The sequence below is a fragment of the Sphingomonadaceae bacterium OTU29LAMAA1 genome (genome assembly GCA_024072375.1).
In the GTDB taxonomy this organism is placed as follows: Bacteria; Pseudomonadota; Alphaproteobacteria; order Sphingomonadales; family Sphingomonadaceae; genus Sphingomonas.
The window spans coordinates 3,768,559-3,786,813 of sequence record CP099617.1; the positions used below are offsets into that span (position 1 = coordinate 3,768,559).

17 protein-coding genes and 1 tRNA gene are annotated in these 18,255 nt (G+C 64.9%); 12 read left to right on the forward strand and 6 right to left on the reverse strand.

Annotated elements, in window-relative coordinates:
- Nucleotides 1-62 precede the first annotated feature (62 nt).
- From glmU to NF699_18110, 3 genes are read left to right on the forward strand one after another with little or no spacing between them, the layout of a single operon-like run.
- A complete protein-coding gene (gene glmU / locus NF699_18100) occupies nt 63-1,412 on the forward strand; it encodes a bifunctional UDP-N-acetylglucosamine diphosphorylase/glucosamine-1-phosphate N-acetyltransferase GlmU (protein ID USU04915.1) in 1,350 nt (449 codons plus the stop codon).
- 1 nt (nt 1,413) lies between these two features.
- Nucleotides 1,414-3,237, forward strand: coding sequence for a glutamine--fructose-6-phosphate transaminase (isomerizing) (gene glmS, locus NF699_18105; protein ID USU04916.1), 1,824 nt, complete (start codon nt 1,414-1,416; stop codon nt 3,235-3,237).
- A 60-nt stretch (nt 3,238-3,297) separates the two neighbouring features.
- On the forward strand, nt 3,298-4,434 hold the full coding sequence (locus tag NF699_18110) for an FAD-dependent monooxygenase (protein ID USU04917.1): 1,137 nt from the start codon (nt 3,298-3,300) through the stop codon (nt 4,432-4,434).
- A 9-nt stretch (nt 4,435-4,443) separates the two neighbouring features.
- Here the strand turns inward: NF699_18110 and NF699_18115 are convergent, their stop codons facing one another.
- A complete protein-coding gene (locus NF699_18115; GenBank protein USU04918.1) occupies nt 4,444-4,740 on the reverse strand; it encodes a hypothetical protein in 297 nt (98 codons plus the stop codon).
- Nucleotides 4,741-4,869: 129 nt separating this feature from the next.
- On the opposite strand from NF699_18115, the gene NF699_18120 reads away from it, so the two are divergent.
- The 4 genes from NF699_18120 to NF699_18135 all read left to right on the forward strand — a co-directional run bounded on the left by NF699_18120 (nt 4,870) and on the right by NF699_18135 (nt 10,260).
- Nucleotides 4,870-5,784: an ROK family protein gene (locus tag NF699_18120; GenBank protein USU04919.1), complete on the forward strand. Its 915-nt coding sequence runs from the start codon at nt 4,870-4,872 to the stop codon at nt 5,782-5,784.
- Between the two features lie 48 nt (nt 5,785-5,832).
- Complete coding sequence (locus NF699_18125) at nt 5,833-7,740, forward strand: EAL domain-containing protein (GenBank protein ID USU04920.1); 1,908 nt, start codon at nt 5,833-5,835, stop codon at nt 7,738-7,740.
- Entirely contained in the window at nt 7,740-9,611 is a 1,872-nt protein-coding gene (locus NF699_18130) for an ATP-binding protein (protein ID USU04921.1), read from the forward strand. The genes NF699_18125 and NF699_18130 overlap by 1 nt, the downstream gene beginning before the upstream one ends.
- A gap of 205 nt (nt 9,612-9,816) precedes the next feature.
- Nucleotides 9,817-10,260 carry a DUF5991 domain-containing protein gene (locus NF699_18135; GenBank protein ID USU04922.1) on the forward strand — a complete coding sequence of 148 codons (444 nt, stop codon included), beginning with the start codon at nt 9,817-9,819 and terminating at the stop codon, nt 10,258-10,260.
- Between the two features lie 73 nt (nt 10,261-10,333).
- Here NF699_18135 and nusG read toward each other — a convergent pair whose 3' ends face one another.
- The 4 genes from nusG to NF699_18155 all read right to left on the reverse strand — a co-directional run bounded on the left by nusG (nt 10,334) and on the right by NF699_18155 (nt 11,581).
- Nucleotides 10,334-10,870: a transcription termination/antitermination protein NusG gene (nusG, locus tag NF699_18140; protein USU04923.1), complete on the reverse strand. Its 537-nt coding sequence runs from the start codon at nt 10,868-10,870 to the stop codon at nt 10,334-10,336.
- A gap of 11 nt (nt 10,871-10,881) precedes the next feature.
- Entirely contained in the window at nt 10,882-11,079 is a 198-nt protein-coding gene (secE, locus tag NF699_18145) for a preprotein translocase subunit SecE (protein ID USU04924.1), read from the reverse strand.
- A 177-nt stretch (nt 11,080-11,256) separates the two neighbouring features.
- Complete coding sequence (locus tag NF699_18150) at nt 11,257-11,400, reverse strand: hypothetical protein (GenBank protein ID USU04925.1); 144 nt, start codon at nt 11,398-11,400, stop codon at nt 11,257-11,259.
- Between the two features lie 105 nt (nt 11,401-11,505).
- Nucleotides 11,506-11,581, reverse strand: a tRNA-Trp gene (locus NF699_18155).
- A 142-nt stretch (nt 11,582-11,723) separates the two neighbouring features.
- On the opposite strand from NF699_18155, the gene NF699_18160 reads away from it, so the two are divergent.
- Nucleotides 11,724-12,737: an alpha/beta hydrolase gene (locus tag NF699_18160; protein ID USU04926.1), complete on the forward strand. Its 1,014-nt coding sequence runs from the start codon at nt 11,724-11,726 to the stop codon at nt 12,735-12,737.
- Here the strand turns inward: NF699_18160 and NF699_18165 are convergent.
- Complete coding sequence (locus NF699_18165) at nt 12,734-13,378, reverse strand: hypothetical protein (protein USU04927.1); 645 nt, start codon at nt 13,376-13,378, stop codon at nt 12,734-12,736. The genes NF699_18160 and NF699_18165 overlap by 4 nt on opposite strands.
- Before the next feature lie 240 nt (nt 13,379-13,618).
- On the opposite strand from NF699_18165, the gene rpsL reads away from it, so the two are divergent.
- The 4 genes from rpsL to tuf all read left to right on the forward strand — a co-directional run bounded on the left by rpsL (nt 13,619) and on the right by tuf (nt 18,107).
- Nucleotides 13,619-13,990: a 30S ribosomal protein S12 gene (gene rpsL / locus NF699_18170; protein USU04928.1), complete on the forward strand. Its 372-nt coding sequence runs from the start codon at nt 13,619-13,621 to the stop codon at nt 13,988-13,990.
- Nucleotides 13,991-14,050: 60 nt separating this feature from the next.
- Nucleotides 14,051-14,521 carry a 30S ribosomal protein S7 gene (gene rpsG / locus NF699_18175; protein USU04929.1) on the forward strand — a complete coding sequence of 157 codons (471 nt, stop codon included), beginning with the start codon at nt 14,051-14,053 and terminating at the stop codon, nt 14,519-14,521.
- Nucleotides 14,522-14,618: 97 nt separating this feature from the next.
- Entirely contained in the window at nt 14,619-16,715 is a 2,097-nt protein-coding gene (gene fusA, locus NF699_18180; GenBank protein ID USU04930.1) for an elongation factor G, read from the forward strand.
- Nucleotides 16,716-16,913: 198 nt separating this feature from the next.
- Complete coding sequence (gene tuf / locus NF699_18185) at nt 16,914-18,107, forward strand: elongation factor Tu (protein USU04931.1); 1,194 nt, start codon at nt 16,914-16,916, stop codon at nt 18,105-18,107.
- Nucleotides 18,108-18,255 lie beyond the last annotated feature (148 nt).

Here is an 18,255-nt window from a genome sequence, read left to right on the forward strand (position 1 = left end):
ATCAGTGCGGGGTGACCGCTCCCTATGGAAATGGCAAGACTTCCATGGCAGGCGACACCACCATGAACGATCCTCTTGCCGTCATCATCCTTGCCGCGGGCAAGGGTACGCGGATGAAGTCCGACCTGCACAAGGTGCTGCATCCCATCGCCGGGCGACCGATGCTGCTGCACCTGATCGACAGCCTCGACCGGGCGGGCGCGACCCGGCGCGTCGTCGTCGTCGGCGCATCAGGGGAACAGGTCGAGCGCGCCGTCGCCGCGACCGGGGTCGAGATCGCGTGGCAGCGCGAACAACTCGGCACCGCGCACGCCGCGTTGCAGGCAAAGGATGCGCTGTCGGGGTTTGAGGGGATCGCGATCGTCTGCTTCGGTGACACGCCTTTGCTCGCCACCGATACCGTCGCGCGCCTAGCTGCCCGGCTTCAGGCGCCGGATACGCCCGCCGTCGCAGTGCTCGGGTTTCGCCCTGCCGATGCGCGTGCCTATGGTCGGGTCGTCGCCGATGCTGACGGCACGATCCGCAAGATGGTCGAATATAAGGACGCCAGCGCCGACGAGCGCGCGGTCGACCTGTGCAATTCTGGCGTCACCGCGGTTCGCACCCGCGATCTGTGGCGATTGCTGGAATCGGTCGGCAACGCCAATGCTGCGGGCGAATATTATCTGCCGGACGTCGTGACGCTGGCGATCGCCGAGGGTGGCAAGGCGGTGTGCATCGAGACGGGCGAGGACGAGGTCGCCGGGATCAACAGCCGCGGCGAACTGGCGGCGGTGGAGGCCGGCTGGCAGGCGGCACGACGCGCGCAGGCGATGGCGGACGGCGCGACCCTGATTGCGCCCGACACCGTGTGGTTCGCGCACGATACCCGCATCGGCCGCGACGTGATGATCGCGCCCAACGTCGTTTTCGGACCCGGCGTGAGCGTCGCCGACGGTGCGACCATCCATGCCTTCAGCCATATCGAAGGGGCGTCGATCGGGCCGCAGGCGGAAGTTGGTCCGTATGCCCGCCTGCGACCCGGTGCGGTGCTGGGTACGGCGTCGAAGGTCGGCAACTTCGTCGAGGTAAAGAAGGCTACGCTGGGCGAAGGTGCCAAGGTAAATCATCTGTCGTACATCGGTGACGCCGAAGTGGGTGCGAAGGCGAACATCGGCGCGGGCACGATAACCTGTAACTACGATGGCTTTTTCAAATACAAGACCAGCATCGGGGCGGGAGCATTCATCGGCTCGAACTCGGCGCTGGTCGCTCCGGTATCGGTCGGCGACGGGGCGATCGTCGCTGCCGGCTCGGTGCTGACCAAGGATGTCGAGGCGGGCGCGCTCGCCCTCGTCCGCCCCCCCCAGGTCGCCAAGTCCGGCTGGGCCACGCAATTCCGCGCCGTAATGCGCGCGAAGAAGGACAAGTAAGATGTGCGGAATTGTTGGAATCATCGGCACCCAGGATGTCGCCGACCGGCTGCTCGACGGCCTCAAGCGGCTGGAATATCGCGGCTACGATTCAGCGGGTATCGCCACCGACCATGATGGCCGGATCGAACGTCGCCGCGCATCGGGCAAGCTGGTCAATCTGGCAAAGGAACTGGCGGCTGACCCGCTACCTGGCACCACCGGCATCGCCCACACCCGCTGGGCTACGCATGGCGGCCCGACCACGAATAACGCCCATCCGCATGCGACCGATGAGGTCGCGGTGGTGCACAATGGCATCATCGAGAATTTCAAGCCGTTGCGCGACGAGCTGATCGCCCGCGGCCGGGTGTTCACCAGTGAGACCGATACCGAGGTGGTTGCACACCTCATCAGCGAAAAGGTCGAAGCAGGTATCGAACCGATCGCGGCGGTGCGTGAAATCCTGCCGCGGCTGCACGGTGCGTTTGCGCTGGCGATCCTGTTCCGCAAGCATCCCGAACTGTTGATCGGTGCGCGCCTCGGCTCGCCATTGGTCGTCGGCCATGGTGAGGGCGAGACGTATCTCGGTTCCGACGCGCTCGCGCTGGCGCCGCTGACGCAGCGGATTGCCTATCTGGACGAGGGCGACTGGGTAGTATGCACCACCGAGGGTGCGCAGGTTTACGATCGCGACAATCATCCCGTAGAACGGCCGATCACCATCTCCGGCATCACCGGCGAACTCGTCAGCAAGGGCAATCACCGCCATTACATGCTGAAGGAGATCTACGAACAGCCGATCGTCGTCGCCCAGACGCTCCGATCCTATCTGCAGCGAATGGAAGAGCGGGTAACCCTGCCGATTCCAGACTTCGACCTTGCTGGCGTCAAGCGCGTCACCATCGTCGCTTGTGGCACGAGCTACTATGCCGGCATGGTCGCCAAATACTGGTTCGAGCAATTCGCGCGCGTGCCGGTCGATATCGATGTCGCCTCCGAATTTCGCTATCGCGCGCCGGTGATGGAGCCGGGTGGCCTGATGATCGTCATCAGCCAGTCCGGCGAGACTGCCGATACGCTCGCGGCGTTGCGCCACGCCAAGTCGGAAGGGCAGACCATCGCCGCGGTGGTCAACGTGCCGACCAGCAGCATGGCGCGCGAGGCGGACCTGCTGCTGCCGACACATGCCGGCCCGGAAATCGGCGTCGCCAGCACCAAGGCGTTCACCTGCCAGCTGGCGGTGCTTGCCGCACTCGCCGCGAACCTTGCCCGCGCCAAGGGCAAGTTCAAGGATGGCGAGGAGCGCGAGATCGTCCGCCATCTCGCCGAAGCTCCGGCGGCACTCAACGGCGCACTGGCTTATGACGAGGCGATCGAGGCGATGGCTGGCGTAATCGCGAGCGCCCGTGACGTGCTGTATCTGGGGCGCGGCACCGATTATCCGCTGGCGCTGGAAGGCGCGCTAAAGCTGAAGGAAATCAGCTACATCCACGCCGAAGGTTACGCGGCAGGCGAGATGAAGCACGGCCCGATCGCACTGATCGACGAGAATGTGCCGGTGATCGTCATCGCGCCGTCCGGTCCCCTGTTCGACAAGACCGTCAGCAATATGCAGGAAGTGCAGGCGCGGGGCGGCAAGGTCGTGCTGATCAGCGATTACGACGGCATCCAGGCGGCGGGCGAGAATTGCATCGCGACCATTACGATGCCGAAGGTTCACCCGCTGATCGCGCCGCTGGTCTATGCTGTGCCGGTGCAGTTGCTGGCATATCACGTCGCGGTGGCGAAGGGAACGGATGTGGATCAGCCGCGCAACCTCGCCAAGTCGGTGACGGTGGAATAAATAGCCGACCCGCTCGCCATCGCGGTCGCCGGTTGTGGCCCGGCGGGGCTGGCGGCGGCGTTGCTGCTGGCGCGGGACGGCCATCACGTCACCATATACGAACGGTTCGACGCGCCGGCGCCGCTGGGGTCGGGGCTGATGATCCAGCCGACCGGACTTGCGGTGCTTCGCGCGCTGGGGCTGGACGGCGCGCTGATCGCCCGGAGCGCGCGGATCGATTGCCTGTTCGGGGCGGCGGACGGGCGCGTGGTGCTCGATGTCGGCTATGCGACCCTGCGACAGGCGGGCCTGTGCGGCTTCGGCGTGCATCGCGCGACGCTTTTCGCGGTGCTGCACGATGCCGTGACAGCGGCGGGCATTTCGATTGAGACCGGCCGCGCGATCGCGGGAAGTGAGCTGTCGGGTTACGGCCGCCGCCGTCTGGCGTTCGTTGACGGCACCCGATCGGCGGCCTTCGACCTGATCGTCGATGCACTCGGTACGCGAACGCCGCTGGCACCACCGTGCGGCCGGGCGCTGCCTTATGGCGCCTTGTGGGCGAGCCTGCGCCGGACGGAAGGCTTTGCGACGAATGCGCTGGAGCAGCGCTATCGCCGTGCCAGCGCGATGGCAGGGGTGCTGCCGATCGGTCGGCCGCGGGGCGCGAGTGCGGATCATGCGGCGTTCTTCTGGTCGATCCGCGCCGACCGGCTCGAACGCTGGCGGGATGCCGGGCTGGAGGCATGGAAGGACGAGGTGCGTGCGCTCTGGCCGGCAACCGCGCCGTTGCTGGATCAAATCGGGGACGCGGGGCAGTTGACCTTCGCCAGGTACGCCCACCGCACGCTCCGCCGGCCGGTGGACGCCGCATTGATCCATATCGGCGACGCATGGCATTCGGCCAGTCCGCAGCTGGGGCAGGGCGCGAATATGGCGTTGCTCGACGCCTTCGCGTTGGCACGCGGCCTGCGCGATGCCCCGGACGTGCTATCAGGGATCGCCGCCGCGGTCAGGATGCGCAGACGGCATGCCCGGTTGTACCAGGCGCTGACGGCGGTATTCACGCCGGTGTATCAGTCGGACAGCCGGACACTGCCGTTCGTCCGCGATCGGCTGGTCGGTCCGCTCTCAGGATCGTGGCCTGCAAATCGCATTCAGGCGGCGATGGTCAGTGGCCTGATCGGCAAGCCCCTGGAGCCGCTCGGCCTGACCGTCTGAGGCCGTTCCTTACATCAGCCGAGCCGAGCGACAGATCCGGCTCCATCGTATCACGCGGCGATGGTTATTGCCGAGGCGGCTGCGGTCGCGCGGCAAGCCGGCGCATTGTTCGCGGACATAATCTTCAGAGAAGCCGGTGCCGCGAAAGTCGTCGCCGCCCTGCTTCGCCTGCGAAACGATGGCGGAGCCGAGTGCGATCGCGCCGGTGTAGTCGACCGGATTGACCGGCCCGAGTACGTCCTGCGCCAAGGCGGGCGATCCCGGCGCAAGCATAGCCGGGACGATCCAGGACAAAAGAAGGCGCATCGTGCCACTCCCTATGATCGACCAGGGTAACGGTCGGCAGCCGGGACGGTGCCCTGACGATGGCGCGCCGTGCTCTCTCGCATAACCGTCCGTTCTCGTCTAACCACGCGCGCAAAGGAGAATGCAGCCGTGGTAAGCGTCCCCCCGTTGATAGCCGGCATCGAATTGGGCGGGACCAAGATCGTCTGTCTGCTGGCGCGGGGGCCCGATGCGATCGAGGATCGCATTCAATTCCCCACGACGCGGCCCGACGAGACGCTCGGCGCGATCGAGCGCGTGCTCGATGGCTGGGGTGCGTTCGACGCGCTCGGTATCGCCAGCTTTGGGCCGATCTCGATCGATCGCGATGCGGCGGATTACGGCCATATCACCTCGACTCCGAAACCGCATTGGGCGGGCACCGACGTCGCGAAGCGGCTGGGTGCCCGCTATGCGGTGCCGACCGGGTTTCATACCGATGTGGTGGGCGCCGCGCTGGCGGAGGCACGCTGGGGTGCGGCGAAGGGGCTGCGCGACATCGCTTATGCCACGGTCGGCACCGGGATCGGCGTCGGTCTGATCGCCGGGGGCAAACCCGTCGACGGCCTGACCCACAGTGAATTCGGCCATATCCGCCCCGATCGTCTGCCGGGCGACGACTGGATGGGCATCTGTCCCTTCCACGGCGGCTGTCTGGAGGGCCTTGCAGCCGGTCCGGCGATCGGCGCGCGGGCGGGCCGGAAGGGCGAGGATATTGCGGCGGACGATCCGGTATGGGATCCGGTCGCGTATGTGCTGGGCCAGTTGTGCCACACGCTCGTCCTCACCGGCGTGCCGCGGCGCATCGTGATGGGCGGCGGCGTGATGGTGGGCAACGATCACCTGTTCCCCCGCGTCCGTGCCGCGATGGTCAAGAGCCTGGCCGGCTACATCGCCTTGCCCGAGATCGCGGAGGCGAATTTCGTCGTGCCGCCTGCGCTCGGCGGGAATGCCGGGCCGCTCGGCGCGATCGTTCTCGGCGGGCAGGCGCTGGAGGGACAGCTGCACTCGTTTACAGCGTTTTAACCGCGTCCGCTTACTCCCTCGTCAACCATTCGAGGGAAGTTCCTACCCATGACCGTCGCCCTGACTGCTGTTGCACCAAAGCGTCTGCTGATCGTCGATGACGAACCGGCGATGCATGACAGCTACACCCGCAGCTTCGCGGTGCAGCGCGGTGCCGAGGAGGATGCGCTCGGCGCGATGGCGGCGGAACTGTTCGGGGACGACGCGTCCGATACGGTCGACGTTGCCGAAGAGTTCGATCTTACCCATTGCCATCAGGGACTCGATGCGGTCGCTGCCGTGGAGGCCGCACTTGCCGCCGGCACCCCCTACGCCGTCGCCTTCATCGACGTGCGCATGCCGCCGGGTATCGACGGGCGCGAGACCGCTCGCCGGATCCGCGCGCTCGATCCCGAGATAAACCTGTGCATCGTCACCGGGTTCAGTGATTTCTCGCCGATCGAGATCAGCAAGGTCGCCGGTCCCGCGGACAAGATCTTCTACATCGCCAAGCCGTTCGAGGTCGCCGAGATCGTCCAGACCGCGACCGCGCTGTCGCACCGATGGCGGGTGGACCGCGAACTCGCCACCGCACGCGCGCAGCTGGCCGCGCAGATCGTCCAGCTCGAGGAGCAGGGTGCCGAGCTCGCCGCCAACGAGAGCCGCGCGATCCACATGGCGACGCACGATTCGCTGACGGACGCACCGAACCGGCTCGCCTTCCTGCGTGCGCTCGGAGAGCGGGCCAAGCGGCCGGGGCTGTTCGCCACCGCGATGTTCGATCTCGACCGGTTCAAGATCGTCAACGACACACTGGGGCATCTGGCAGGCGACGCATTGATCCGTGAGGTGTGCGGCATCCTCCATGCGCACGCGCCGAAGGGGGCGGTCGTCGCGCGGCTGGGCGGCGACGAATTCGGCGTGCTGTTCGACGCACCGGGCGAGGACGCGGCGGTGATGGCGTGCGACCGGATCGTTGCGGCCTGCGCCGGCACGCATCAGGTTTTCGGCAATTCGGTGCAGAGTGGCACCTCCGCCGGCGTCGTCGTGGTCGAGGGCTCCGGCTGCGATCCGATCGATGCGCTGCGCCGCGCCGATCTCGCCCTCAACGATGCGAAGCGTGCCGGCCGCGGCGTCACCCGCCTGTTCGACGAGAGCATGGACGAGGGCATCCGCTTCCGCCGCCGGATCGAGGACGGGCTGGCCCAGGCGATTGCCAAGGGCGAACTGAGCCTCGTCTATCAGCCGATCATCAGCCGGACCGAACTGGAGGTCATCGGGTTCGAGGCTTTGGTGCGCTGGAACACCGAGGAATATGGGCCGATCAGCCCGGCGACGTTCATCCCGATCGCCGAGGAATCGAATGTCATCCACGAACTGGGCGACTGGATTCTCGACGAGGCGCTGGCGATGGTGCAGCAATTCCCCGGCCAGTACGTGTCGGTGAACTTCTCGCCGCGCCAGTTTCGTCGCAGCAACTTCGTCGGTCACATCATGGAAAGCGTCCAGCGCGCCGGGGTGCTGCCGGGCCGTGTGCAGATCGAGATCACCGAAACTGCGATCTTCGACGACGCGGAGCGTGCCGCAGAGACGTTGTACAAGCTCCGTCAGATGGGATTCCGCATCGCGCTGGACGATTTCGGCACCGGCTATTCCTCGCTCTACAACATCCGCAAGTTCGCGCTCGACAGCCTGAAGATTGATCGCAGCTTTATCGACGGCATGGGTCGCGAGCGCGAAAGCGCGGCGATCGTCCATTCGATCATCCATCTCGGCCGGGCGCTGGGGTTGGAGGTGATCGCCGAGGGTGTCGAGACGGCGGCGCAGGTGCAGGCGCTGCGCCTGGCGGGCGCGAGCCATTTGCAGGGGTATTTCTTTTCGCGTCCGGTCGCACCACAGCTCGCCCTGGAGCTCGCCGCGCAACGCTTCTTCGGTGAGGCGGACGAGGCAGAGCCGGGCACCGGAACGATCGGCTGATGGCCCGCCCCGCCTCGAGGGGCGCGCGGTTCCACGGCCCGGCCTCGCTCGGCGCCAAGCTCGTCCTGATCCTGACCGCGGTCGGGGTCGCCGGCGCGCTCGCCATCACGTTGCTGCTCGCCAGCGTGATAACGCCCAACTTCAACGCGCTGGAAGCCAAGGCGATCGGCGGCCATGTCGAACGGACACGCGCCGTTCTGGGCGAATATGCCGCCAAGGTTGAAAATGCGGTGCGCGACTACGGCGACTGGACGCAAAGCTACGACTATATGGGCGCACCATCGTCGACGATGTCGGCGGCGTTCGAACGCGACAGTTTCTCGCCACTCGCGATGACCAATCTCGGCGTGCAGGGCATGGCATACGTCCGCCCCGACGGCCGCATCCAGATCGCGCGCTGGCTCGATCCCGGTACCGGCCGGGAGCGTGCCGACCTTCGCGCGGCTATGATCCGGGTCGCGACCCACACGGAGCTGAACCGCATCGTCGGTCGCAGCAATTCCGGGCATTTTTATGCGCGATTGGGGCCCGTGGTCGCCGCGGTTGGGGTCGCGCAGGTGCGCCGCTCCGATGGAACGGGGGAACCGCGCGGTTATGTTCTGATGGCGCGCCAGGTGACGTCGCACCAAATCTCCGAGTTGCTTCAGCTGGATGCACGGATCGACCGGTCCGCGACCGGGGATCGCGAAGGGATCGTCCCCGGCCGCAACACCATGGCGATCGCGGTGCCGATCCGCGGGGCCGATGGCCATGCCATCGCGGCCGCACGCTTCCATGTCGTCCGCGACATCTCCCTGCTCGGGCGTCGCATGCTGTTGCTGGCGGTCGCCGGATCGACGTTGCTGCTGCTGATCGTGCTCGTCGTGCTACGCCGGGTTATCGCACGGCTGGTCCTCGCGCCGTTACAGCGGGTGGAGCGCCATATGCAGCGGGTTCGCGCCTCCGGGTCGATGGCGTTGTTCGACGACGACGGCCGCCGGGACGAATTCGGTTCGTTGGGGCGCAGCCTCAATGCGATGCTGTCGCAACTCAAGGATCTGCGCGAGCAGATCGAGGTGCAGAGCTTCGCGCTCGGCCGCAGCGAGAGCGCGGTTGCGGTGATGCACAACGTCCGTAACGCGCTCAATCCTATCAGCACGATCCTGAGCCAGGGCATCGCGCAGGCGCCGCCGATCGACCGTGCCACGGTGGATCGCGCGCTCGCCGAACTTGGCAAGGACGACCTCGCCCCCGGACGTCGCGCCAAGCTCGCCGTCTTTGTCACCGCAGCGCTTGCTGCCGAGGTGCAGGGCCGTGAGACGATGCGGGGCGAATTGCAGGTCGGCCGCGAAGCGATGGCGCATGTGCTTGAAATCATCGGTCAGCAGCAGAAGCAGGCGCATGAGCGGCCGACACTGGAGGTTTGCGACCTCAGCGAGATTGTCGCGCGCAATGCTGCGATCGCGCGCTATTCCGATGCTGCCTCGATCGCCTTCAGCTTCCCGGCCGGGTCGCATTACGCTCTGGCCAATCGCGTCATCCTAAGTCAGGTGATCGGCAATCTATTAGGCAACGCTGCGGAAGCGGTCGCGGCGGACGGACGTGGCAGCGGAACGATCAACGTCACCATTCACGAAGCCGCCGACACCGTCGTCGTGCATATTCGCGATGACGGCGAAGGATTCGACAATGCCATCGGTGCGACGCTGTTCCAGCGTGGGTTCTCCACGCGCGAACACAAATCGGGCGGACTGGGCCTTCACTGGTGCGCGAACTCGATGAATGCGATGGAAGGCAGCCTGCGCCTCGAAAGCGAAGGCAAGGGCAGGGGCGCGGTGGCGATCCTGACGCTCAAGGCGGCCGAGGATACGCAGATTGCCAAGGCGGCCTGAAGCCAGACGCCTTTCGTCAATAAAATGATCAATGTTCATTTGACGTTAAAGTGAGCGGTGCTTAATTGTGTTTGCGGCTCCGGAGTCGCAGCGCAGCAACCTTCCGGTGCGCCGCTACACCGGGTCTGGCCGTACCGCCCCGATCCTTCGATCGGAGCATTCCAGATCGCGACGCGTTGTCGCGGCTTGATACGGGAGAGAAACGATGTTCAAGTCGATCAAGACGAAGACCGTCCTGGCACTCGCTACTGCAGGCCTCGCCGTCACCGCCGCGGGCGCGCAGGGTATCGGCCAATGGTATGGTACATTCCAGTACGAGCATGAGATCGGACCGACGGGCGCCAACGGTGATGGCCCGGTCGCCTTCCGGACCTATACGCTGCGCCTCGCACCGCCGACACGGGGAACGGGTTGTACGGTTACGGTGACGGGCTATCAGATCGATCAGCAATTACAATGCACCGCCACCCCGCAAATGGGCTCGCTGATCGTCAAGTATTTCAACCTGCGTCCGCGTGCGCCTTATTACAACGGCCAGCCGCTGCTGACGCTGACGCGTGGTGAGAACGGCATCGTCACCCACTGGCAGGCGATCGGCGTTCCCGAAGGTGCCCCGTCGCGCGGCATGGCGATGCGCCGCATCCGCTGAGCGCGATAGATCGACAAAACGAAACGGCCGGAGCGTCGCCGCTCCGGCCGTTTATGTTTTGCCATATTTGCAATTACTTCGAACGTTCGACCTGTTCGAAATCCAGCTCCACCGGAGTCGCGCGACCGAAGATCGACACCGACACCTTGACCTTGGACTTGTCGAAATCGAGTTCCTCGACGATGCCGTTGAAGCTTGCGAACGGCCCTTCGAGCACCTTGACCGCATCGCCGATCTCGTAATCGACCTTGACCTTGGTCTTCGGTGCCGCCGCGGCTTCCTCCTTGCTGTTGAGCATGCGGGTCGCCTCCGACTCGCTGATCGCCTGCGGCTTGCCCATGCTGCCAAGGAAGCCCGTCACTTTGGGCGTGTTCTTGACGAGGTGATAGACGTCGTCGTTCATGTTGAGCTTGGCGAGGACGTAGCCGGGCATGAACTTGCGCTCGACTGCGATCTTCTTGCCGCGGCGAGCCTCCGTGATTGTCTCGGTCGGAACCTCGATCTGCTCGACCAGCTGTTCGAGGCCGAGGCGCGTCGCCTCGGACATGATCGCGTCGCGGACCTTGCCCTCGAAGCCCGAATAGGCGTGAATGATGTACCAGCGCGCCATGCTAAAAACCCTTACTTCGCGAGCTTGAGCAGCGCCTGGACGACCGCGTTGAAGAACGTGTCGACGCCCAGGAAGAACAGCGCGAGTATGGTCGTCATGATGACCACCATGACGCCCGTCATGATCGTTTCGCGCCGGGTCGGCCAGACGACCTTCTTGGTCTCGGCCTGCACCTGACGGATGAATTCGATAGGGGTCGTCTTCGCCACTGTTTTTTTCTCAAAACCCGCTGGAATCACGAAATCCGATTCGTCGAGGCATAAAGCCGCCGCCGCTTCCCCTCATGTGGGGAACCGGCATGGCCCGTCCTCGCTATCGGATGGCCTGCGCAGATAGCCGTGCGGCGGTCCGAACGCAAGTGTAACGCACGGGTGCGCCCGCGGCCTTCAGTGGCCGTATCGCTTGATCCCGCGGCGCCGCAATTTCTCTCGCTTGCGGCGGCGCAGGTACAGGATCAGCGCGGGGACGCCGGTCACCAGTAAAAATCCAACGATTACATACACAACAGTGTGTCGGGTCGTCTCGTCCATATCCAAGCCTATAGCACCCCCGACGCGTGCGTCACGGTCGAAATGACAAGCATGTCATTTGTCAGGCTTAATCTGTAGGGAGCCGCGACGATAGCGTTCTGCGGCTGGCAGGAGTGCACGGACTCGAACCGTGGGCCCTCGGTTTTGGAGACCGATGCTCTACCAACTGAGCTACACTCCTGCAGCGCCGCGGCCTCTACCCCCACCGAAATGAAAGGGCAAGATGGTCGTGCGGGATCATGACGAATCGTGTCCGGGTGGATGACGGCCCGCCGCGATACCGGTATGCGGCCTTCGATATCGGGCAATGGAGAACAGGCGTAGTGAAGCATTTGATCGTCGGCGCGGCACTGGCGCTCGCATGCCTGCCGATGACCGGGGCGGCCGATCCCGTTGAAGTGCCTGATTTCGGGCCGAACCTTGAACGCTTCACCTATCCGTGGCCGGTGCAGACGATGACGTTCGACATCATCGGCCAACCGGCATCCATGAGCTTCATGGATATCGCGCCGGCGCGACCGAACGGGCGCTCCGTCGTTTTATTGCACGGCAAGAACTTCTGCGGCGCAACGTGGGAGAGCAGCGCGCGCGCCTTGTCCGGCGCCGGGTATCGCGTGCTGGTGCCCGACCAGATCGGATTCTGCAAATCCGCCAAGCTGCGTAGCACGCAGTACAGTTTCGAGATGCTGGCGTCCTATACCCGCCGGCTCATGGAATCGCGCGGGATCGCGCGGGCGGTGGTCGTCGGACATTCGATGGGCGGTATGCTCGCGATGCGGTTCGCCATCATGTATCCCGATACTGTCGAGCGACTGGTACTGGTCAATCCGCTGGGGCTGAAGGATCGGTCGGAGGAGGGGCTGCCTTACGTCGATGTCGACACATTATGGGCTGGCGAGAAGAAGACCAGCTACGCCAGTATCAAGGCTTATCAGTTGCAGAACTATTTTCACGGGACGTGGAGGCCGGCGTACGATCGTTGGGTTTGGATGCTTGCCGGCATGTATCAGGGAGCGGGGCGCGATGCGGTGGCGCTGGCGCAGGCCAAGACCAGCGAGATGATCAAGACGCAGCCGGTCGCACATGAATTGTACCGGATCAAAGCCCCGACGACGCTGCTGGTCGGCATGCTCGACAAGACCGCATTCGGGCGGGCGCAGATGCCGGCCAATCTGCGGCAGTTCCTGCGGCCGATCCCGGCGCTGGCCGTGGACGCGGTCAAGGCGATGCCGAATGCGACGCTGGTTCAGCTGGACGGGCTGGGTCATTCGCCACAGGTCGAGGACCCCGCCCGGTTCGAGAAGGTGCTGCTGGCGACGCTGGCTGCGCGACGTTAGGCGGCGAGCCGTACCGTTCGGCGGAGGATGAGATTGTCGTTCGCCGCTCGCAACCGGGATGGCGATGGCAGCGGCATGGCGGCGAGTATCAGGACGAAGCCGAGCACGCCGGATGGCAGCGGCAGCACGGCCGCGAGGACGATCGCGCCCAGCCGTGCCTCCGCGAACAGGGCGCCCGGGGGTGACACGGACGCGCGTGCACCGAGCCATGCGGCAAGGCCGACGCCAAGCGCCACGACCAGTGCGAACGTGGCGGGCAGGAGCGATCCCAGCAGCGCCAGATTGGGCAGGGCGGCGCCGGGTGTCGGCCAGGGCAGCATCAGGCTGACCGTCGCGCCGGCGAACGCCGCCACGGGCAGGTGACGCCGGGCGCGGGCGCGACAGATCGCCGATCCCAGCCAGAGCGGCGCGAGCAACCATCCGGCCGGTGCGAGCCCCGCCGCCAGCGCGGCCGCGACGATCATGTCGCGATCCCGGCGCTCGTGCCCGGCGAACAGCGCGGCGGCACTTGCCAGCAGCGCCAGCGTGTCGTTCCATGTGCCGCCCGGCAACACGCCGGCGAGCAATGCCGCACCGACGAGCGCCACGACGAGCAGGGCAGGTGTAACGGCAGGCTGGCGTACGGGCGAAACGGTCGGCATGGTGCCACCCTGCACGTGCCCGCGTTGCGAGCAGGTTAAAGGCCGGCCCGTTGACCATCGGTGCGACTCTGCGTATAGGCCCGCCCCGTCCATCGGAGTCATCCGGTGGGCAAGCTTGAACATTGCTGGATGCAAAGTTGTGGGGCCGGGGTGGCGTATAGCGCCGCCTACGTCCCTTTTTGTATTCCGAAGTGCTGTGATGGCTCCAGCAAAGTAACCCACTTACGAGGTGAAGGCTTCATGCCAACGATCAACCAGCTGGTCCGCAAGGGCCGCGAACCGCAGAAGGCCAAGTCCAAGGTCCCTGCGATGGAGCAGAACCCGCAGAAGCGCGGCGTCTGCACCCGCGTCTACACGACGACCCCGAAGAAGCCGAACTCGGCGCTGCGCAAGGTGGCCAAGGTTCGCCTGACCAACCAGCGCGAAGTCATCAGCTACATTCCGGGCGAAGGCCACAACCTTCAGGAGCACTCGGTGGTCCTGATCCGCGGCGGCCGCGTTCGCGATCTTCCCGGCGTTCGCTATCACGTCCTGCGTGGCGTGCTCGATACGCAGGGCGTCAAGGATCGTCGCCAGTCCCGCTCCAAGTACGGCGCCAAGCGTCCGAAGTAAGCCGGTTGGCCTCCTTCATGGAGGCTCGACCAACAGGCTGAAGTTAGAAAGGTTTTTGAAATGGCACGTCGTCGTCGCCCAGAAAAGCGCATTATCCTCCCCGATCCGAAGTTCGGTGATGAGGTCCTCTCGAAGTTCATGAATTCGGTCATGCTCGACGGCAAGAAGTCCGTCGCGGAACTGATCGTCTACGGTGCTCTGGAAACCGTCGAGCAGCGCGCCAAGCGCGAGCCGATCGGTGTGTTCCACGACGCCCTGAACAACATCAAGCCCGGCATCGAAGTGCGCTCGCGCCGCGTCGGTGGTGCGACCTACCAGGTCCCCGTCGAGGTTCGTCCCGAGCGTGCCCAGGCGCTGGCGATCCGCTGGCTGATCACCGCAGCCCGCGCCCGCAGCGAAAACACCATGGCCGCCCGCCTGTCGGGCGAGCTGATGGATGCCGCCAACAACCGCGGCAACGCGGTGAAGAAGCGCGAAGACACGCACCGGATGGCGGAAGCCAACCGCGCGTTCTCGCACTACCGCTGGTAACCGGTCGCCGGTGACTTTTCACCGGCATCCTAGACACCTATATATTGGGGAGTGGGCCAGAAGGGCCTGCTCCCCATATCGCTAAGGAAGCACGATCATGGCCCGCAGCCATCCGCTCGACCGTTACCGCAACATCGGCATCATGGCGCACATCGATGCCGGCAAGACGACGACGACCGAGCGCATTCTCTATTACACCGGCAAGTCCTACAAGATCGGCGAAGTGCACGAAGGCACCGCGACGATGGACTGGATGGAGCAGGAGCAGGAGCGCGGGATCACGATCACGTCGGCTGCCACGACCTGTTTCTGGTCTGCCGAAGAGGGCAAGGGCCCCGAGCACCGCATCAATATCATCGACACGCCCGGCCACGTCGACTTCACGATCGAAGTCGAGCGTTCGCTGCGCGTCCTCGACGGTGCGGTCGCCTGCTTCGACGGCGTCGCCGGCGTCGAGCCGCAGTCGGAAACCGTGTGGCGTCAGGCCGACAAGTACGGCGTGCCGCGCATGTGCTTCGTCAACAAGCTCGACCGCACCGGCGCCGACTTCTATTTCTGCGTCGATTCGATCATCGAGCGCCTCGGCGCGCGTCCGGCGGTCCTGTACCTGCCGATCGGTATCGAGGGTGGCTTCAAGGGCCTCGTCGACCTGGTCAACAACCGTGCGATCATCTGGCTCGAAGAGTCGCTGGGCGCGAAGTTCGAATATCAGGACATTCCTGCGGACATGGCCGAAAAGGCCGCCAAGTATCGCAGCGAGCTGATCGAGATGGCGGTCGAGCAGGACGATGCGCTGATGGAAGCGTATCTCGAGGGCAACGAGCCGTCGGTCGCCGACCTCAAGAAGCTGATCCGCAAGGGTACGCTCGAAATGGCGTTCGTGCCGATCGTCTGCGGCTCGGCATTCAAGAACAAGGGCGTCCAGCCGCTGCTCGACGCGGTGGTCGATTACCTGCCTTCGCCGCTCGACGTTCCCGCGATCCAGGGTCTGAAGCTCGACGGCGTGACGCCGGACGAGCGTCCGTCGTCGGACGACGTTCCCTTCTCGGCGCTGGCGTTCAAGATCATGAACGATCCGTTCGTCGGTACGCTGACCTTCGCCCGCATCTATTCGGGCAAGCTGGAGACCGCGTCGCAGGTCACCAACTCGGTCAAGGACAAGAAGGAAAAGGTCGGTCGCATGCTGTTGATGCATGCGAACAGCCGTGAGGATATCCAGGAGGCTTTCGCAGGCGACATCGTCGCTCTCGCCGGCCTGAAGGACACCACGACCGGTGATACGCTCTGCGCGCAGAACGCGCCGATCATCCTCGAGCGGATGGAATTCCCCGAGCCCGTGATCGAGCTCTCGGTGGAGCCGAAGACCAAGGCCGACCAGGAGAAGATGGGCGTCGCGCTCAATCGTCTCGCGCGCGAGGACCCGTCGTTCCGCGTGTCGTCGGACGCCGAATCCGGCCAGACCATCATCAAGGGGATGGGCGAGCTCCACCTCGAGATTCTGGTCGACCGCATGAAGCGCGAGTTCAAGGTCGAGGCGAACGTCGGTGCGCCGCAGGTGGCGTATCGCGAATACCTCAAGAAGCCCGTCGACATCGACTACACCCACAAGAAGCAGTCGGGCGGCACCGGCCAGTTCGGCCGCGTCAAGGTGAAGCTGACGCCGGGCGAGCGCGGTTCGGGCTTCGTCTTCAAGGACGAGATCAAGGGCGGTAACATTCCGAAGGAATATATCCCCGCGATCGAGAAGGGCTTCCGCGAGACCGCGGAAACCGGTTCGCTGGTCGGCTTCCCGATCATCGACTTCGAAGTCCTGGTCTATGACGGCGCGTACCACGACGTCGATTCGTCGGCGCTGGCGTTCGAAATCTGTGCCCGTGGCGCGATGCGCGAAGCGGCCCAGAAGTCGGGCATCACGCTGCTCGAGCCGGTCATGAAGGTCGAGGTCGTCACCCCGGAGGATTATCTGGGCGACGTCATCGGCGACATGAACAGCCGTCGTGGCCAGATCCAGGGCACCGACAGCCGCGGCAACGCGCAGACGGTCGAGGCGATGGTGCCGCTGGCCAACATGTTCGGCTACGTCAACGCGCTGCGTTCGTTCACGCAGGGCCGCGCGCAGTACAGCATGCAGTTCTCGCACTATGACGAAGTGCCGCAGAACGTCGCCGACGAAGTGAAGGCGAAGCTCGCCTGAGGCGCACGGGGCTAGGGCAACCTGGCCCCGAGACGCCGAAGGCCGGACGGCGGGGCGACGAAGTCGAACCCGTCCGACGGCGGATTTACTCCGTCGTCGGCCCCGCCGCACAGGGGCTGGCGTTACATACGAACTACCGTTAAAGGGCCGCGTTCGCGTGGCCCCGGCGGCACCGAATTCGAATCAGAAGGTAGGAAAATGGCTAAGGCAAAATTCGAGCGGAACAAGCCGCACCTCAACATCGGCACCATCGGCCACGTCGATCACGGCAAGACGTCGCTGACCGCCGCGATCACCAAGGTGCTGGCAGAGACGACCGGCGGCACCGCGGTCGACTTCGCGAACATCGACAAGGCTCCCGAAGAGCGCGAGCGCGGCATCACCATCTCGACCGCACACGTCGAGTATGAGACGACGAACCGCCACTATGCGCACGTCGATTGCCCCGGCCACGCCGATTATGTGAAGAACATGATCACCGGCGCGGCGCAGATGGACGGCGCGATCCTGGTCGTGTCGGCTACCGACGGCCCGATGCCGCAGACCCGCGAGCACATCCTGCTCGCCCGTCAGGTCGGCGTGCCGGCGATGGTCGTGTTCATGAACAAGGTCGATCTGGTCGATGACGAGGAAATCCTCGAGCTGGTCGAGCTGGAAATCCGCGAGCTGCTGAGCTCGTACGAATTCCCGGGCGACGATATTCCGATCATCAAGGGTTCGGCGACCTGCGCACTGTCGGGTTCGAACGACACGTTCGGCAAGGACGCGGTTATCGAGCTGATGAAGCAGGTCGACGAATACATCCCGCAGCCCGAGCGTCCGCTCGACAAGCCGTTCATGATGCCGATCGAGGACGTGTTCTCGATCTCGGGTCGTGGTACGGTCGTCACCGGCCGCGTCGAGACCGGCATCGTCAAGGTCGGTGAGGAAGTCGAGATCGTCGGCATCCATCCGACCGTCCGCAAGACCACGGTCACGGGCGTCGAGATGTTCCGCAAGCTGCTCGACCAGGGCCAGGCTGGCGACAACGTCGGCGCGCTGATCCGCGGCGTCGCTCGCGACGAAGTCGAGCGTGGCCAGGTGCTCTGCAAGCCGGGCTCGATCAAGCCGCACACCGACTTCCAGTCGGAAGTGTACGTGCTGTCGAAGGAAGAGGGTGGCCGTCACACGCCGTTCTTCGCCAACTATCGTCCGCAGTTCTACTTCCGCACGACGGACGTGACCGGCACCGTCGAGCTGCCCGAGGGCACCGAGATGGTCATGCCAGGCGACAACATCTCGCTCGGCATCAAGCTGATCGCGCCGATCGCCATGGACGTCGGCCAGCGCTTCACCATCCGTGAGGGCGGTCGTACCGTCGGCGCGGGCGTCGTGAGCGAAATCGCCAAGTAAGGAAACGGATCGGCGCTTCGGCGCCGGCCCGAACCACAGCGGCCCGGCTCTCCTAAAAAAGGAGAGTCGGGCCGTTGCCATTTAATGAGGGCTCCTTTAAGGGCGCGCTTCCAGTTTTACTGAGTTACGGCTCTTTCTCGTCGCCCCC

Coding starts and splice junctions, on each gene's coding strand:
- fusA (USU04930.1), top strand. CDS start 14,619: ATGGCCCGCAGCCATCCGCTCGACCGTTACCGCAACATCGGCATCATG.
- NF699_18125 (USU04920.1), top strand. CDS start 5,833: ATGACCGTCGCCCTGACTGCTGTTGCACCAAAGCGTCTGCTGATCGTC.
- nusG (USU04923.1), bottom strand. CDS start 10,870: ATGGCGCGCTGGTACATCATTCACGCCTATTCGGGCTTCGAGGGCAAG.
- rpsG (USU04929.1), top strand. CDS start 14,051: ATGGCACGTCGTCGTCGCCCAGAAAAGCGCATTATCCTCCCCGATCCG.
- NF699_18165 (USU04927.1), bottom strand. CDS start 13,378: ATGCCGACCGTTTCGCCCGTACGCCAGCCTGCCGTTACACCTGCCCTG.
- NF699_18130 (USU04921.1), top strand. CDS start 7,740: ATGGCCCGCCCCGCCTCGAGGGGCGCGCGGTTCCACGGCCCGGCCTCG.
- NF699_18135 (USU04922.1), top strand. CDS start 9,817: ATGTTCAAGTCGATCAAGACGAAGACCGTCCTGGCACTCGCTACTGCA.
- NF699_18150 (USU04925.1), bottom strand. CDS start 11,400: ATGGACGAGACGACCCGACACACTGTTGTGTATGTAATCGTTGGATTT.
- tuf (USU04931.1), top strand. CDS start 16,914: ATGGCTAAGGCAAAATTCGAGCGGAACAAGCCGCACCTCAACATCGGC.
- rpsL (USU04928.1), top strand. CDS start 13,619: ATGCCAACGATCAACCAGCTGGTCCGCAAGGGCCGCGAACCGCAGAAG.
- NF699_18115 (USU04918.1), bottom strand. CDS start 4,740: ATGCGCCTTCTTTTGTCCTGGATCGTCCCGGCTATGCTTGCGCCGGGA.
- glmU (USU04915.1), top strand. CDS start 63: ATGAACGATCCTCTTGCCGTCATCATCCTTGCCGCGGGCAAGGGTACG.
- glmS (USU04916.1), top strand. CDS start 1,414: ATGTGCGGAATTGTTGGAATCATCGGCACCCAGGATGTCGCCGACCGG.